The organism is Streptococcus oralis (assembly GCF_023109155.1).
Classification (GTDB): Bacteria; Bacillota; Bacilli; order Lactobacillales; family Streptococcaceae; genus Streptococcus; species Streptococcus oralis_BZ.
The window spans coordinates 174692-191773 of sequence record NZ_JALDUA010000002.1 but is presented as its reverse complement, the minus strand read 5'-3'; the positions used below and the strand labels follow the sequence as shown (position 1 = coordinate 191773).

At 39.2% G+C, this 17082-nt stretch carries 17 protein-coding genes and 1 pseudogene; all 18 read right to left on the bottom strand.

The annotated features are described in order from the left end of the window. Positions 1-51: 51 nt before the first annotated feature. Complete coding sequence (gene aguB / locus M1F63_RS04935; RefSeq protein ID WP_247940865.1) at positions 52-927, bottom strand: N-carbamoylputrescine amidase; 876 nt, start codon at positions 925-927, stop codon at positions 52-54. Between the two features lie 9 nt (positions 928-936). Beyond that, positions 937-2022 (bottom strand): agmatine deiminase, encoded by a 1086-nt coding sequence (gene aguA, locus M1F63_RS04930; RefSeq protein WP_247940864.1) that lies wholly within the window; start codon positions 2020-2022, stop codon positions 937-939. Beyond that, positions 2019-3146 carry a carboxynorspermidine decarboxylase gene (gene nspC / locus M1F63_RS04925; protein WP_247920676.1) on the bottom strand — a complete coding sequence of 376 codons (1128 nt, stop codon included), beginning with the start codon at positions 3144-3146 and terminating at the stop codon, positions 2019-2021. The genes aguA and nspC overlap by 4 nt, the downstream gene beginning before the upstream one ends. Continuing rightward, positions 3146-4405, bottom strand: coding sequence for a saccharopine dehydrogenase family protein (locus tag M1F63_RS04920; protein ID WP_247940863.1), 1260 nt, complete (start codon positions 4403-4405; stop codon positions 3146-3148). Before M1F63_RS04920 ends, nspC begins: the two co-directional genes overlap by 1 nt. Beyond that, positions 4402-5262 carry a polyamine aminopropyltransferase gene (gene speE, locus M1F63_RS04915; RefSeq protein WP_000366719.1) on the bottom strand — a complete coding sequence of 287 codons (861 nt, stop codon included), beginning with the start codon at positions 5260-5262 and terminating at the stop codon, positions 4402-4404. The genes M1F63_RS04920 and speE overlap by 4 nt, the downstream gene beginning before the upstream one ends. After that, the gene (locus M1F63_RS04910) at positions 5263-6723 is read right to left on the bottom strand and encodes an aminotransferase class I/II-fold pyridoxal phosphate-dependent enzyme (protein ID WP_247940862.1); all 1461 of its coding nucleotides are present in this window, start codon (positions 6721-6723) and stop codon (positions 5263-5265) included. A 695-nt stretch (positions 6724-7418) separates the two neighbouring features. Continuing rightward, positions 7419-7982: a hypothetical protein gene (locus tag M1F63_RS04905; RefSeq protein WP_247940861.1), complete on the bottom strand. Its 564-nt coding sequence runs from the start codon at positions 7980-7982 to the stop codon at positions 7419-7421. A 101-nt stretch (positions 7983-8083) separates the two neighbouring features. Further along, positions 8084-8590: a YfbM family protein gene (locus M1F63_RS04900; RefSeq protein WP_247940860.1), complete on the bottom strand. Its 507-nt coding sequence runs from the start codon at positions 8588-8590 to the stop codon at positions 8084-8086. Positions 8591-8679: 89 nt separating this feature from the next. Continuing rightward, on the bottom strand, positions 8680-8862 hold the full coding sequence (locus tag M1F63_RS04895; protein ID WP_101800009.1) for a hypothetical protein: 183 nt from the start codon (positions 8860-8862) through the stop codon (positions 8680-8682). Positions 8863-8883: 21 nt separating this feature from the next. Further along, positions 8884-9759: a DUF4300 family protein gene (locus tag M1F63_RS04890; protein ID WP_247940859.1), complete on the bottom strand. Its 876-nt coding sequence runs from the start codon at positions 9757-9759 to the stop codon at positions 8884-8886. Positions 9760-9915: 156 nt separating this feature from the next. Next, positions 9916-11655 (bottom strand): glycoside hydrolase family 13 protein, encoded by a 1740-nt coding sequence (locus M1F63_RS04885; RefSeq protein ID WP_247940858.1) that lies wholly within the window; start codon positions 11653-11655, stop codon positions 9916-9918. A 178-nt stretch (positions 11656-11833) separates the two neighbouring features. After that, positions 11834-12325, bottom strand: coding sequence for a phosphoribosylanthranilate isomerase (locus tag M1F63_RS04880; protein WP_247940857.1), 492 nt, complete (start codon positions 12323-12325; stop codon positions 11834-11836). Between the two features lie 63 nt (positions 12326-12388). Beyond that, complete coding sequence (locus M1F63_RS04875; protein ID WP_247940856.1) at positions 12389-13270, bottom strand: diacylglycerol/lipid kinase family protein; 882 nt, start codon at positions 13268-13270, stop codon at positions 12389-12391. A 122-nt stretch (positions 13271-13392) separates the two neighbouring features. Further along, entirely contained in the window at positions 13393-14154 is a 762-nt protein-coding gene (locus tag M1F63_RS04870) for a hypothetical protein (RefSeq protein ID WP_247940855.1), read from the bottom strand. Positions 14155-14317: 163 nt separating this feature from the next. Beyond that, a complete protein-coding gene (locus M1F63_RS04865; protein ID WP_247940854.1) occupies positions 14318-14980 on the bottom strand; it encodes a DUF443 domain-containing protein in 663 nt (220 codons plus the stop codon). 59 nt (positions 14981-15039) lie between these two features. Beyond that, complete coding sequence (locus M1F63_RS04860) at positions 15040-15711, bottom strand: hypothetical protein (protein ID WP_125418076.1); 672 nt, start codon at positions 15709-15711, stop codon at positions 15040-15042. Between the two features lie 71 nt (positions 15712-15782). After that, on the bottom strand, positions 15783-16754 hold the full coding sequence (locus M1F63_RS04855) for a DUF6892 domain-containing protein (RefSeq protein WP_247940853.1): 972 nt from the start codon (positions 16752-16754) through the stop codon (positions 15783-15785). Between the two features lie 204 nt (positions 16755-16958). Beyond that, positions 16959-17072 (bottom strand): annotated as a pseudogene (locus tag M1F63_RS04850) (ADP-ribosylglycohydrolase); the annotation flags it as partial. Positions 17073-17082 lie beyond the last annotated feature (10 nt).

Below are 17082 nucleotides of genomic sequence, written 5' to 3'. Positions count from 1 at the left end.
ATTTTTGTAAGACAGGCGTGAATATCAAAAATTTATTATGAAATTTATCTTCTAGTCGGTAATCCGTTGGTACATTTCTGGTCTTCTATCTCGAAACAGTCCCCAGTTGAGGCGTTCACTTGCTCCCTTACCAAGGTCATAAGTCGCTAACAGAACAGCTTCTCCTTGCCTTTCAGCTTTCTCTAGAATAGCTCCTGTTTCATCCGTCATAAAGGACGAACCGTAGAAGTCAAGACTGGAACTCTGTCCGCCATTTTCCTCACTAGGAGTGACTTCCTCCAAACCATAACGATTGGCTGCAATGACTGGGACAATATTAGCTGCTGCGTGACCTTGCATGGTACGTTGCCAGTGACCACAACTATCTGTATCCAAGATAGGTTCCGAACCAATAGCTGTAGGATAAAAGAGCAATTCTGCCCCATTCAACGCAAGACAGCGCGCCGTTTCAGGAAACCATTGATCCCAACAGATGCCAATCCCAATCTTAGCATAGCGAGTATCCCAGACCTTGAAGCCAGTGTTACCAGGCGTAAAATAAAACTTTTCTTGATAATAATGATCATCTGGTATGTGTGTCTTTCGATAAACGCCAAGTACCTCTCCATCTGCATCAATGACGGCGATTGAGTTATACAAGACATTGCCATCTTTTTCGTAGAAACTAATCGGCAGAACAACCTGTAGTTCCTTAGCAATCACTTTAAAATGCTGAATGGCTGTATTTTCTATCACCGACTGGGCATACTGGTAGTAGTCATACTGGCGTTCCTGACAGAAATAAGGGCGTTCAAATAATTCAGGCAAGAGAATGATTTGTGCGCCTTGGTCTGCAGCTTGTCGAACTAAACGTTCAGCTGTTTGGATATTTGTTGCTACATCCTTAGCGCATTGCATCTGGATCGCTGCAACTCTAACATTTCTCATCTTTTTCTCCTATTCTGGGATTTGTTGGGTGATACAGTGGATATTGCCACCACCTAATAGAATATCTCTGGCTGGTATTCCTACGACCTTACGGTCTGGAAAACACTTGCTGAGGATATCTAGGGCCACTTGGTCATTGGCATCTTGAAACTGGGGAACCAAGACTGCCTTATTGGCGATATAAAAGTTTACGTAGGAAGCTGCTAGTCGTTCACCTGCATAACGCTCCTCTTCACCTTCTTCATAGATGTAACCTGGCAAATCCTCTTCGGTTACAACTTGTCGAACTGCAGGGATAGGCAATTTATGAATGGTGAAGGGACGCCCTTTTGCATCCGTTTCCTTCTCTAAAAGCTCTAAATCAGCTACTGACATGGCATATTGGGGATCATTTTGATCATCTGTCCAAGCCAAGACAAGCTCTGCAGGACCAACGAAAGCGGCAACATTGTCAACGTGTTCATTGGTTTCGTCCTGATAAATACCATAAGGCAGCCAGATAACTTTTTCAGCGCCAATGCACTCTAATAAGGTGTTTTCAATTTGCTCTTTAGACAGGTGGGGATTGCGTCCAGGACTGAGTAAGCAACTTTCAGTCACAAGAATGGTTCCTTGACCATCGCTATGGATTGCTCCGCCTTCCAGTACAAAAGGTTTGGCATCGTAAACAGGCATTTCCAAGGCCTCAGCAAAACGGCTGGCTACTTGGTCATCATCTTCATAATCTTGATAAAGACCATCGACAGCACCACCCCAGGCATTAAAAGACCAATCGACTGCCAATTTTTCTCTTTTATCATTGACAAGAATAGTCGGACCCGTATCACGCGCCCAGGCATCATTTGTCGGAATATCTAAATAAAAGACCTTGTCTCCTAGATAGGACTGGGCTTCAGATAGATAGTCCTGCTCCACCAAAAGATAAACCCTTTCTCCTTCTGCTATGGTCTCGATGATCTGAGTAAATGCTCTTTTGGCAGCTTTTCCTTGAAAGGGCCATGAACCTGGTCGAGTCGGCCAGATCATGAGGGTACCATGATGGGGTTCATATTCTGCTGGCATACGAAAGCCTAATTTTTTTGGAGTTTCTATCATGATAATCTCCCTTTAAAGTCTTGATAGCCGAAGGCTTTGACTAAGCTGCAGTCCCCCTGCTCGTTCATAAGATAGAGACTTGGCAAGCCAATACCGTTAAAGGTATTATTTTTGACAAAGGAGTAAATAGCCATATCTTCAAAATAAAGTCTATCACCGATTTGGATTGGATTTTCAAAGCTATAATCGCCAATCACATCACCCGTCAGACAGGTATTGGAAGAAAGTCTATAGGTGTGGGCTTTTTCCTGAGCCTCAAAGCCATTTCTCAAAGGTGGTCGATAGGGCATCTCAAGTACATCGGGCATATGGCAGGTCGCAGAGGCATCTAAAACCAATATCTCCATACCGTTTTCTACAATGTCCAATACCTCCGTTGCTAGATAACCCGCATTGAGCGCAATGGCTTCTCCTGGCTCGATATAGACGTCAAGATTGTAAGTTTCTCGGATACGTTTAATTTCAGAAATCAGCAAATCCACATCGTAGTCGTCTCTTGTGATGTGGTGTCCGCCACCCATATTGAGCCATTTTACCTCATGTAAATAAGGACCAAACTGCGCTTCTACTGCTTTCAAAGTTGTCTCTAAATCATCTGAACCTTGCTCGCAAAGGGTATGAAAATGAAGACCATCCACTAAATCCAACAAATCACTAGGGATTTTATCAAGTGTCACACCAAAACGAGAGCCAGGAGCACAAGGGTCATAAAGCGCGTGATCTCCTTGAGTGGAACACTGGGGGTTGAGGCGCAAACCGACACTGATACCAGCCGCTCGACAACGAGCCCCATGTTTACGCAATTGTCTCTCGGAGTTAAAAACGATATGGTCCGTTATTTCCAGCAATTCCTCCAAGTCTGCATCCTTGAAAGCAGGTGCAAAGACATGGACTTCCCCAGAGAACTCTTCTCGTGCTAGTTTGGCCTCATAGAGACCACTTGCAGTTGTACCAGATAGGTACTGGCTAATCAAGGGATAGGTTTTGTAGAGGGAATAAGCCTTCTGAGCAAGTAAAACCTTGCAGCCCGCTTCTTCCTGAACTTGTTGTAAACTACGGCAATTGGCTTCTAACTTGGCCAAGTCAATGACGTAAGCTGGCGTTGGTACTTGTTCTAACTTCATTAGTCCACCATTTGCGGATTTTCAACCACAACCCAAGGCAAACCATACTCATTCAAAGCTTCCATGAATGGATCTGGATCCAATTCTTCAAGGTTATAGACTCCAGGTTGTTTCCAAGAGCCATCCATCACTAATTTTGTCCCAATCATGGCTGGAACACCAGTCGTGTAAGAAATGGCTTGTGAACCAACTTCTGCGTAACATTCCTGATGGTCGCAAACATTGTAGATATAGATGGTCTTTTCAACACCGTCTTTGACACCTGTAAAGATACAGCCGATATTGGTTTTTCCAACAGTGCGTGGGCCAAGGCTGGCAGGATCAGGAAGCAAGGCTTTTAAGAATTGAATCGGCACAATGTCTTGTCCATTAAAGTTAATAGCATCCGTACGAAGGAGACCAACGTTTTCCAAGCATTTCATATGCGTTAGATAAGATTGACCAAAAGTCATAAAGAAACGAATACGTTTGACTCCAGGAATGTTTTTGGCCAATGATTCGATTTCTTCATGGTGAAGAAGATACATGTCTTTTTGTCCAACTTGAGGGAAATCATACTCACGCTTGATAGACATAGCTTCAACTTCGACCCATTTTCCATCTTCCCAGTAAGAACCTGGCGCAGAAACCTCGCGGAGATTGATTTCTGGGTTAAAGTTTGTTGCAAATGGATAACCGTGGTCACCACCATTACAGTCTAAAATATCGATATAGTGGATTTCATCAAAATAATGTTTAAGGGCGTAAGCTGAAAAAACGCTGGTTACACCTGGGTCAAAGCCAGATCCAAGCAGAGCAGTCAAGCCTGCTTCTTTGAATTTTTCCTGATAAGCCCACTGCCATGAGTAGTCAAAGTAGGCTGTAAAACCAAGTTCCTTGCAGCGTTTTTCGTAGATGGCACGCCACTCAGGATCTTCTGTATCCTCTGCCTCGTAGTTAGCTGTGTCGATATAGTGAACTCCAGTCGCTAAACAAGCATCCATAATGGTCAAGTCTTGGTATGGTAAAGCTACGTTCAAAACGGCTTCTGGCTTGTAGCTTTCAATCAAGGCAACCACTTCTTCTACCTTGTCTGCATCAAGAGCAGCTGTCTCAATCTTAGTACTTGTTTTGCCTTCTAGTTTAGCTTTCAAGTCATCACATTTTGACTTGGTACGGCTAGCAATCATAATTTCTTTAAAGGTTTCGCTATCTTGGCAAATCTTTGAAATAGCAACTTGGGCAACGCCCCCACATCCAATAACTAATAAACGACTCATTTTTTTCCTTCCTCTTCTTCTAAAATGTCTTCTACATATTTGGGCAACATAAAGGCCCCCACATGTAAGTTTGCAGTGTAGTATTCTGTGAAAAGCTGGCGTTTTCTCCAGCCTTCCTTGTCAAAATCTTTGACAGGGTGGTATTTTTTCGATGCAAATCCAAATAGCCAATAGCCAGCTGGACTGGTTGGGATGTGCGCCTGATAAACCCGACTGATTGGAAAGGCTTGATTGACCTTACGGTGCATACTTCGGCAAGCTGACTCATCCTCGTCAAAGAAGGGACTCCCATGCTGGTAAATCATGATACCGTCTTCTTTAAGAGCGCGATAACTATTGCCGTAAAATTCCTTGGTAAAGAGCCCTTCCGTATGCCCAAATGGATCTGTCGCATCGTTGATAATGATATCGTAATCATCTTCACAGTTTCTCAAAAATCTCAGTCCATTTTGGTAGTAAATGGTGACGCGAGGGTCATCAAGTCCTGCAGCAAAGTCTGGAAAATATTCTCGGCAAACCTCAACCAGCATCTCATCTGGTTCTACAATATCGATTTGCTCTAGTTCAGGATAGAGCGTCAATACTTGGGCAACACCACCATCACCACCCCCAATAACCAATACTTTCTTTGGATTGGGATGCACAGCCATGGGAACATGGACCGTCATTTCATTGTAGACAAAGTCATCTGCATCTGAGAATAAGACATGCCCATTTAAGATTAATATTTTCCCAAAAGCTGGCGTATCTAAGACTTCGATATCCTGCCACTCACTTTTTCCAGCGTAGAGTTGCTTAGCTGTTCTCAGGGACAGTTTCACATCTGGAGTATGAACTTCAGAAAACCATAAATCCATCTAGTTCTCCTTTCTCTTAATGACGTTGATGTGATTGACTTCTGGATCTTCCGTTCCTTGGAGGGAGCAACCACGTTCTTTGGCAAATAGTATATAATCCACAATCTCTCGTGTAATCCGTTCACCTGGTGCTAGGATTGGGATGCCTGGAGGATAGCACATGACAAATTCCCCACAGACATGTCCAACAGATTCATCCAAGGTGAAACTTCTTCTCTCTGAATAAAAGGCTTCCTGAGGAGACAGCACTAACTCGGGCTGGATATATTCTCCAGCAATCAAATCTTTTCCATCTCTTGAGTAGAGTCTCTTGATATCCGCCAAAGCACCGACCAAACGTTCGATGTCTTGGATGCGGTCACCAATCGAAATATAAGCTAAGATATTCCCAATATCACCAAATTCAATCTGAATATCGTATTCATCTCGCAAGAGATCATAAACCTCTATCCCTGTTAGCCCAATTCCCTGAGTGTAAACGGACAGCTTGGTCACGTCAAAATCACAGACCGACACACCGTCTATGAGCTCTTTTGAGTAGGCATAGTAACCACCGATAGCATTGATTTCACGACGAGCGTATTCGGATAGCTCAATGACTTTCTCAAAAGACTCTTTACCACGAAGAGCTAAGTTCCGTCGAGAAATATCCAAACTAGCCATCAACAAGTAAGAGGCAGATGTAGACTGGGTCAGGTTGATGATCTGACGAACGTACTCAGGGTTCATCTGCTCCCCGATAAGTAAAATGGAGCTCTGAGTCAAACTCCCACCAGACTTATGCATAGAGACCGCCGCCATATCAGCACCCGCATCCATAGCAGAAATTGGAAGTTTATCTGTGAAATGCAAATGCGCTCCGTGGGCTTCATCTACTAAAACCATCATGCCAGCTTCATGAGCCATTTGCGTTAAACCCTTGAGGTCTGAACAAATTCCATAGTAAGTAGGATTGTTAATCAAAATGGCCTTGGCATCTGGATGCTCCTTAATTGCCTGCGCAACACGGTCATTTTCAAGACCTAAAGCGATGCCGATTTTAGGATCTACACTCATCTCGATATAGATTGGAATGGCACCACATAGAACCAGCGCATTGATGGCAGATTTATGGACATTTCTCGGTAGAATAATCTTATCTCCTGCCTTGCAGGTGGAAAGAATCATGGTTTGAACTGATGAGGTTGTTCCCCCAATCATGAGAAAGGCATGGGCTGCACCAAAAGCATCCGCTGCCAATTCCTCAGCATCCCGAATAATCGAAATGGGATGACCTAGATTATCTAAGGGTTTCATAGAATTGACATCAATGCCAACACATTTTTCTCCTAATAGTTCGACAAGTTCTGGATTTCCTCGTCCACGCTTGTGACCTGGCACATCAAAGGGGACAATCCTTTTCTTGCGTAGCTTGACCAAGGCCTCGTAAATTGGGGCTTGGTTTTGATCTAACTTCTTCAAGACATACTCCTTTACCGTATTTTTAGCACCTCAAAAAGATAAAGGCGACTAAAGGTTGACTTATGAAAAAAGAGCAGGTTTTCACCTGCTCTGCAATCTTCTGACGTGTGTATTTTGGTTTCTGTTGAGTATGTCTGTTCCTGATGTTTCCTAACTCTCTAGTAGCAAATATTACGTACTTTATTGATCGTTTCACAAGATGACGTGTGCTTTCACCACACTAAAAATTTATGAATTAGGACAAATATCCTAACATCAACTTATAAAAGTAGGCTTTTAACCCTATCAATAATGTGGCTTTTCAACCACGCTTCGGCATTCAACCCTGCCTGTCCGTAGGCATTTTTTACTCGGGTTTATATTTGCTAGAAAACATCATCTCATTTTCTAAGCCTTATAACTATATCATGTTTACAAGAGCTTGTAAAGTATTTTGTGAAAGTTTTTTTAAGAGTATCATTTTTTGTTCGCAAAAAGGTATTTAACGATAAAAAGAAATCGTTTTAAAATGTTATAGGTATAAGAAAAATGAACTACAACCATTACATTTAGTGGGACAAGTTAGCATAGGACAAATTTTCTCTTTGTCCTCCGAACTCACTTCCTTTAGACTAGTGGTCTTGCTAAGCTGATTTTCATCTTAATAAGCTTAAAATCGCTATGATTTACTTTTTCTCTATCGCTTCATAAAAGCCTCAGTCAGTCCAGAAAGTAGGAATCAACTGCTCCAATTCTACTTCTGAAAGCTGTCCTTGATTGTAAAGTTTTCTAAGTAAATCCTCATCTACAGTAATTGAATAGTAATCCGTCACAAACTCATGAAATTTCTCAAAACTGTCAAAGAAATAGGATAACAACCATTCGCCACCGTCCTGCTCTTGGTAGGTATTTTGATGCTCTTGACCGTCATACCAGATAAAGAAAGTTGTTTCATCTTTTTGCTCTTCTGAATATAGGTTTTGATACTTTACATCCAGTCCTTTATAAAATCCGTCTATGATGTCTTGATTCCACTCATCCGCAGCAAATTGACTCAAACTGCTTTCATGATCAAAGCCCTTTATAAGGATGATTTTATCAGTAAAGATCACATCTAGAGAATCACCAGAACCGTTGTCGATGAGGTAACGAACCCCATAGCTCTCCTCACTCTTACTGATCAATCGAAGCCAGTTCTTGTCTGGATCTGTCTGATACTCATCAATGACGAGCAAAGCGTCTAAGCGAGTCTTTACCTTGTCCCATTCAATTTTTCCCATCTCTTAAAACCTCCATGCTAAAAAATTAAAATTTATTAAGGTCACAAGTTCTATAATCAATTTCTAGGTATTTCAACAGACTAAATGGATAGTAAAAATACTTAACAAATAATCACTAAGACATTACCCTTGAGATCTAAGATTTTCTTGTAAAAGTCTTTCATTTTTACAAAGCTGATTCGAATATCATCCTTGATTTCTTCCTCTTCTTCAAGATAATCCCAAATGTCAGGGTATAACTCTGCCTTCTTGCATGCTTCCATGCTAAAGTCTGCCATAGCCCTATCCATGTCAAAATTCTCTAAAGCTTGAACAATCTCAGCTATCTTTGACTTTTCAGTATAGGCTATATATTCTGACACATTTTCTAAAGGGGTCACTCCCAATACAGCTTCTCTCAAAGGATCGTCATCCATAAATTCTGAACTACTAAAGCCTGTCATAACAAAGAGTAAGGCGTCCCACATTTTGTCAATATCTATCAACGTCTCATTTTCCTTAGTAGAATCCTCTACTAAGTCAAACAATTCTTCTTCCTGACGAGAATCTGGCACTATTTGGCTTAATTCATTGTCAGATAGATATCGATAATTAGCAATCATTCCCATAATGTTTCCTCCTATTCGTTTCTTAGGATAGCACTGATTTTACTAGTTACCTTTCTTGAAAAGGCATAATACTTTTTGGTCTCTCCACCTTATTTCCAATCCTCATCTTCCGTCACTTCCCAGACTTCTGACTGATAGCCCTCCCCATCTATATCGTAGCGTTGCATATAGCCAATAAATCTTTCCTTTTTACTTGTCTTACGAGGCTTGAGAATGTTTACAGCCCAAAATCCGATAAGAATGACAACTAAAAGTGCTATTACTGTTTCCATATTACTTCTCCCCTGCCTAGCTTAATATCCTTCAACCCACTTTTCATTGTCCATGATGAAAGGTTTAGCTAGACCGTCACCTGTGTAATCAGCATATTTGGTGGATAGATACTTGTAACAATCTTCCTTGCTCGCGAACTTAATAGCTTGATAAGGCTCTTCAAAAGTCAGTTTCTCTACAAATAAGAAACCATCATCAGCTGGCACTAAAATACCAACATGCCCGACAAAAAGAAACTCTCCATCCAAATTATCATGTAACACAACAGACATCATCCGAGCTTTATCATTGAATTGAAACTGGGAGAAGAATGTTTCCATCTTCTGCGCGTGAACTTTTACATCCGTCGTTGCTTCCGTCTCCACCCTAGAAAATAGAATATCAAACTCTTCCTTATCTTTTGCATCAAACACCTTTCCCTTATCGATAGCATCGTTATCCACGAAAAGAAGCTGATCATTCTTTTCAAGTTTTGGGATTGTGACTGAATTTTTTAATAGCGCATAGCTATTGATACGGCAGTTGGTCCCAACAAAGTCACCCTTTTTTTGATTCCAGAGATTGCTGATTTTCTCTACGTCGTATTCTGTCTTTGTAAAGGAAGCAAAATCACCACTTAAACCAGTGGAGCCGACAGTCGCATTGTAGTCTGTGACAAGATTGAAAAATGCCTCAACACTATTTGGGTCCAAGTGAGCTGATAAGAGAGATTTGACCTCTTCGGAACTTACCTGGCTGTTTAGATTGGTATATGAAGCCGTCCAAGGAACTTTATCTGAGCTGGTCTGTGTCTGATTTGTAGAGTCTGTGCTCGTATTATTTTGCTGACAAGCAGCCAATCCAAGAAATAAGGGCAAACACAATCCCAAGGCTACTACTTTTCTCGTTCGTTTCATGCAATTCTCCTTCTAGACTAAAAGTCTCTTTTTCATTTTAAACACCATTTGCTAATCATGCAGCTAGTAATCGTTGACTTAGCTATATTATACTACATAAGTAAAAAAAAGACTGCACGAATCACCCATTCATTACAGTCTTTTTAATCTTATTTTTTATTGAATGACGAAACCTTTAGGCAAAATCACCAGTTGCTGGTCCAATTCTTGGCAATGACTGGCCAGCGCTATAGTATCACGATTTACAAGATAGTTTTCACTTGATTGGTTAAAAATAGCTTGGATTTTTTGTCCATCATAATCCCATGCCAGAGATACCACATCTGGCTTGATTTCTTTCAGTCTATAGGTCCCGTTCTGGATTATATCTGAGACACTCTTACGAAGCTGAATCAACTTCTTCATAAAATTCAACATCTCATTGCTGTCGGAAACACGGTCCCAAGGCATGACACGACGACAATCTGGGTCTGGCCCTCCACCTAACTCCAACTCAGTTCCATAGTAGAAACACGGTGTCCCCCTTTGTAGAAAGAGGCAAGCAAGGGCGGACTTAACGAGTTGAACATCTTCCTTGGCAGTAGTCAAAATGCGCTCCGTATCATGCGAATCCAAAAGATTGAACATCACTTCCGAAATCTGTTGTCTATAGTACATAGATTGGCTATTGATTTCATCGATAAATTGAGGTGTCTTCTTAGTCCCTCGCAAGAAATAATCCTTGATACTGTCAGAGAGAGGATAATTCATAACTGCGTGAAATTCATCGCCATTCAGCCAGGGCTGTGAAGTATGCCAGACTTCTCCAAGAATATAAAGGTCAGGCTTTTTAGCCAAGACAGCCTTATGGAAATCTCGCCAAAATTGATGGTCTACTTCATTTGCCACATCCAGTCGCCAAGCATCAATATCAAACTCTTCAATCCAGTAGGTCGCAACGCTCAACAAATAGTCCCTCACTTGAGGATTGGCCGTATTGAGCTTGGGCATATAGCTGGCAAAGGCAAAGGTATGGTAAGGGAGCTTTCTTGGATCACCCAGCTTATCCTTGGTCACTGGAAATTCTTGAACATGGAACCAATCTTTGTAAACGGAATCTTCACCATGCTTGAGAACATCCTGCCACTGCGGAGACTGATCCCCGATATGATTGAAAACAGCGTCCAGCATGATTTTCATCCCTCTCTGATGGGCCCCCTCCACCAGTTTACGAAAAGTTTTCTTATCTCCAAAATGATGGTCAATTTCGAAATAATCCGTCGTATTATACTTGTGATTGCTTGGGGATTCAAAAATCGGACAGAGATAAAGTCCTGTGACCCCTAAGTCTTGCAAGTAATCTAGATGATCAATAATGCCTTGTAAATCACCACCAAAGAAATCACTCGTTTTTGGTTTGATAGAGGAATTCCAAGCTAGGGCCCCTTTGGGAGAAATCTCAGGGTTCCCATTAGCAAAACGTTCTGGGAAAATCTGGTACCATACCGTCTTTGCTACCCAGTCAGGAACATGGCAAGCATCAATCTCATGGATATACGGAATTTTAAAGCCATTTCCTTCATAATGAAGCTTTTCTAGCGTGTTTTCAACACATCCCTTATCGCCATACAAAATACTCTGACCTTGCTTATCCTTGAGTTCAAAGAGATACTGGAGTCGCGCATAGCCAACTGAAACTTCCGCTTGCCAGTAATCAAATAAGGCATCAGAAGTTACTTTGACCATCGCCTTGCTTGCTTCATAATGATCCTCTAAAAAGATAAAAGTATCTCCATAATGCAAATGGATGCTTTCAATATCATCTTTCTTAGTCCGGATACGAATGTGCATTATCTTATCCTTATAGAGATAAGCATACTCCGACTCCGGTCTGTGGTAAATGGCTGTTAATTCCACTGTATCTGTCTCCTGATTTACTTTCATTCATCTGCAACGCAAACGTTTTCATCTTTGTTATTCTAGTATACTACTTTAAAATTTTATTTTCAAGACTTGTTCGTAGTTTTGAGTGGATTGTTTTCGAGAATATAAAAAAGCAGTAAGTCTTAATACCTACTACTTTCTGATTGATGATTTACAAATGCCTTTCCAGCCACTCTATCTTTTTAAAATCCTTATTGTTATTGTGTTCATTTCGATAGGAATCTTGGGAAGAAGCTTTGTAAATGCTTAAATACTGTTCCAAACTTGGAACACGAAACGTTATGTCCTCGAGATGAATCAACTCTATATCTGACTCAGATACTCCAGCAAAATCAGGTAAAGAATCGATACTCCCAAATTCAACACTCAGACCATCTTTTTGAAATTCATGCTCATGAATATCTATTAAGGCATAGCCTAAGTATTTCATCACTTTCATTATCTTATCCCACTCATAAATTCTGAGATGATCAGGTGCTTCCCAACCTCTAGGGTCTCCAGGCACATGAATGTCGATGTCAGACGGCTCCCATTCTTCATTTGAACGGTATTCAAACCCCAATGACCCCATGAGCGTCGGAGTGATTCCGACTTGGTTTAAATGAGAACAAATTGTTCGAAATTCATCAAATAGAGAATTCATTCCTCCTCCAATCGTTGATATAGAACTTAATTTCGTTGTGAACAATAAACTAATTTTTACCTTCTACTCTTTCGGTTTTGAAAATACTTCTACTCGTTGAGCTAGGACTTTGATTTCTACAGGTAGGTTATCCGATTTATCGCCGTCAACATCTGACTCCAATTCACTATCTGAAGAGATTTTAATATTACGTGCTCTGATATACTCAATATTATCATTTCCGACAACATCTCCTTTTAGTAAATCAGGAATAACGGATAATTTAGAGAATATAGAAGCATCTTTTAGAATCAAAATATTGGCATAGCCATCTTTGTCTTCTTCAAAGATTTTCTTGTCAGCGAAGTAATTTGTCAAGAGAACCAAAACATGGCTAGCTTCACCAACATAATTTCCGTTTTCTGTCTCAACCTTAATGTTAAAGACCTGATCCGTCATCACAGACTTCATAGTATTTACAGCATAGGCTAAAATACCGAATTTTGTCTTGTCCTCGATCTCCACATTGTGAATCGCCTCAGGCAGAGAACCGATACTAAAAATATAACCAAAATAGTTGTCATTCGCTTTACCGATATCAATCTTATTGGTTAAGTTAAAATCGAGTTCATCAATCGCGCCATCGATGTCTTGATTGATTTCCAAAAGTTTTGTAATGAGGTTACCCGTACCGCCTGGGATAATACCCAACTTAGGAACGTATTCTCTCTCAGCAATACCTGAAATAACTTCATTGACAGTCCCATCTCCACCAAAACACACCACTGCATCATACTGCTCACGAGATGCTTCTTCAGCAAAGTGTGTTGCATCTAAGGCTTTTTCAGTAATTTTGGTTTCCACGTGCTCAAAATAATCTTTTGCCTTATTCTCCAGCTTGTCCTTATAATCCAAAGCCTTTTCCCCACCAGAGGTAGGGTTGATAATTAACATTGCTTTTTTCATTGATAATACTCCTTTAATAGTTACAAAAATTCTAGTAACTAATTATATCACTTGAGTTATGTAAACGCCATCCAAATGCTTGAAAAATCGAATCCACTAACTAGAATAGAGACGTTAATGTATCAAATAACACATTCATTTTTTAAAAATTCTTTAGACTTCTGGACGATATAGAGCTGTTCATCTTCTTGAGCGAGTTTCTTAAACAACTCATTCGCCCTAGTCATATCTCCTTTTAATTTAGAGTTCAAGGCTTGATAGTAAATGATTTCCAATTGTTGATATTTAAACTCGTTTTCCAAGTCTTCAAAGTAATCATTGGATTGATGAGCAATTGTTAAATCGTATAGAGCAAGACTCACGTTTTTTGTTCTCTCAGCCAGAGTTGGATCTGATATGGACATTTTGTTTAGCAAAAGATTAAGCTGGTCCCTAGTCAGGTTTGGATTTGCAAGAACTGTCGAGCGAATAAGATAACTTTCTAAAAAATCCCTATATTTCGGCTTCAGTTTTTGATCAGTCATTGCTTCAGAAGCCTCCTTAATGGCAGCATCGAAATCACCAATCATATAGGAATACCCAACAGATGTTAGTGTCACATCCATTTTTATAATAGCTCTTTTTGCATCTTTCTTCAATTCAATGTATTGCTTCCAAGATGCTAAATCTAAATCCATATGCAGTAACTTAGTACCACTCTTTACATACCCTCTTCTGATTAGTGCAATGAAAAGAAATAAGAGTGCATTTGTGAGTAGAATACAAAGGGTTTGAATAGTCCTATCTTTCACCATCCAAGCTACAAAAAGAATGAGAAGAACAGCCAAAAAAATCACGACTTTTCTATAAAATCCATATTTCTTGCGTATCTCTAGATAATTCATTTTTACTCCCTTTCTAAATTATAAAATATCATTACGTGAGCAGTTCTTGACCTTAAATGAGTCATTGACCAACAAAATGCTCTCTATTCAGTTCCCTAATTTTTCTTATAAAATAACCCAATGTGACCTGCAAAATAGGATCTTAAACAGCTTTCATCTTAATTTATAACTTCTCTATTCTATCAAAAATAATCTCTTGCTTTTCGACACTTTCACGGAGCGGTGACATGCCTAAAATCACTGTAAAAAACCCCAATAATAGAATACTATTAATAACAAGTAGGGCTCCCTCTGTTCCATTAACAGTATATAGATAAAATACAAAACATCCAAGAGTCGGAACAAGGATAAAAGGAAGAAGTTTGTAATGTTTTAATTGACGTTTATTTCCAACTGGTTTAAAGGTTATTTGATAGTTTGAAACTTTATTTTCAAGTCTTTTTTGGACATTATGACGAGCTCTTATAGCAATGAACCAGAAAAAAAGATAAGCTAGGAAGATGAACAGGCCATATAAACTTATCTTTAAAGGAAGGTTGTGACTAATCCCATTGTTTCTAAAAAAATTTGTCACAAGCCGATAGCCAGATCCCCCTATTGCTGTACCAATTGCAACCCCAATTGATTTACTCATAGTTGGAGCCACACTTTCAAAACGAGTATCTCTTTTATCTAACTTTTGCATTTTTGCAGTAATTTCATCGGGAAGAGAACCCCAGAAATAGGATTTTGGTCTAACAGTCGTCAAATCTAGAATATACTTTTCTCCCCCTACTTCTACTATTTTGAAAAATATTTTATTCGTTTCTTTAAATTTTACCTTCATAGTCACCTTTAAATCCTTCTCAGAGTTAAAAAACTCTTTTCAATAACATTACTAAATCGTTAGCCCCGTTTTTTAATAATAGTTAAACCAATTTTGACTGACATCTCTTTCGAAGTTAACTGTATTGTAATCCCATAATTTGTTTTATCTGAGTGATCTATTCTAATTTGGCACGTTGTTTCCTCTGGTAGATCATATTTGCTTTTCAGTTTCTGAAAGAGGTCAGAGTTATTTTCTGGCTGGTAGACAATTTCACTAAGCTCTGTTGTTCCGGTTCTTAACGTTCTTTTTACATTCAAGGAGTCAAAAACATCTCTTTTGACAACTAAGTTAAGAATCTCTTCGTCAAATAAAGGGTCTATCTCCGAATCGTAATGCAACTTGCCATTAGAATAACTAACGGGAACCGTTTTTTTGTTTTCTCCGATTTGTATTCTATAGTCACCCTTACCATCTTCTTTGGTAATATCTAGGTCAATTTCATATCTTTTGACTTCGTCACCATTTTTTATATAGACGCTGCTTTTATAAGTTTCTAGGCCATTAAAATCTTTCTGCTCTTGTTCCAAAAATTTAAACATGGGATCAAACGTTTTTTCAAACTCGTACTGTTCCTTTGTTCTATTTTGGGGAATAGTTTCACCACCCAAACTACAAGCATTCAGTGAAGATGCTGTCAAAAGAATAACAAGAAATCCAGTTAAACATAAACACCATTTAAACTTTTTCATATTTTATTTAATCCTTTTTTCGAGTCATAAAAGTAAGATTTTTTCAAAAATTTATAAATGTTTAGTTTAACTTACACTAGTTCTACGGCAACTCCAGCTGTAGCAAAAGTTTCCTTAACTTGTTCAAAATTACTTGACATGATTGTCGCCTGTTTTAAATTTGGGAACTGCTTTAATTCAGCCAAACTAACCTCATTCAAATCAAAAGTACTATCCTCACCATCCCACTGAGGAATCAGATTCATAAAAATTTCATTACCGCCATCCATATCAATCTCTTTTACAAGACTTGCATACTTCTGTGAAATCTGAAAATTTTTAAAGTATTCTAATGCAGGCTCGACAAGTTCTGTACTTTCTGTATCAATATCCAACTCGCTAAATTCCTCTGAAAAATCAAAAATATCAAAAGCTGGCTTTAAAACCTCTAAATCATACATCAATACTTGGATAATAGCTAGTTTAAAATTCAGATTATCAAAATGAAGATATTTTTCTTGAACAACTTTTGGATTTGATTTTTGACGTTCATGCTTGATTTCTGGATAGTAGGAAATGGTGAGTGGATATCTCATTACATCAGGTCTTCCATTAAAATTGGTTCCACGAGGGGTCCATAAAATAAAATTGAAATCCCCAGTTCTGTGTCTATCATAAAGAAAATAGGGAGGCTTCCCATCAGTGGATACTACGGCTTGACAAGGCATCTTGGGTAATTCTTCTTCTCCAAACATAGGTTTTACAACATCACCAAAATAGAAACTGATAGTAGAAAGTAGATGCTCATCATCAAGATAGACCCTGCATTTCTTTAAATGATTCTTGACAGAAAACGAATGTTCAAATATAATACCAGCATTGTCGTAAATGTACTTTATGTATTTATTTTCTTTTTTTACAACCTGATCAGGCTTTCCTAATACAGCCTCAATATCTTTCAAAGATAATGGAAAAGACAAGCTGGTTCCGTTCAATACCATTGAATTGTCATGAAAATTGATTTCGAGGTTTTTAGGACCTTTCTTTTTAAAAAAACTAAACATTTGATTCTCCTATTTATAATTTGTTTATCTAAATGCATCAAATCTATTTTTCTAACGTTAGAAAATTTACTGTATAAAATAAGGTTTTGCCATATTTTTCGTCCGCAGTATTAAAAAAGCAGGAAGCCTTCTTGCCTTAAAATGAAAAGGTGAGAGGATTAGCAACGTTTCACTAACAAACTCACACACTCAGCGGTTCGGATTTACCGTATCATACGTGAAAAAACAATCCTCACAAAATAAAGGAAAACCCTCCGTTTTGATGTTGTTCTATTCGTAAACCGAACCTACAATATCTCCAATAATAGCTCCTAGCATGGCATTTCTC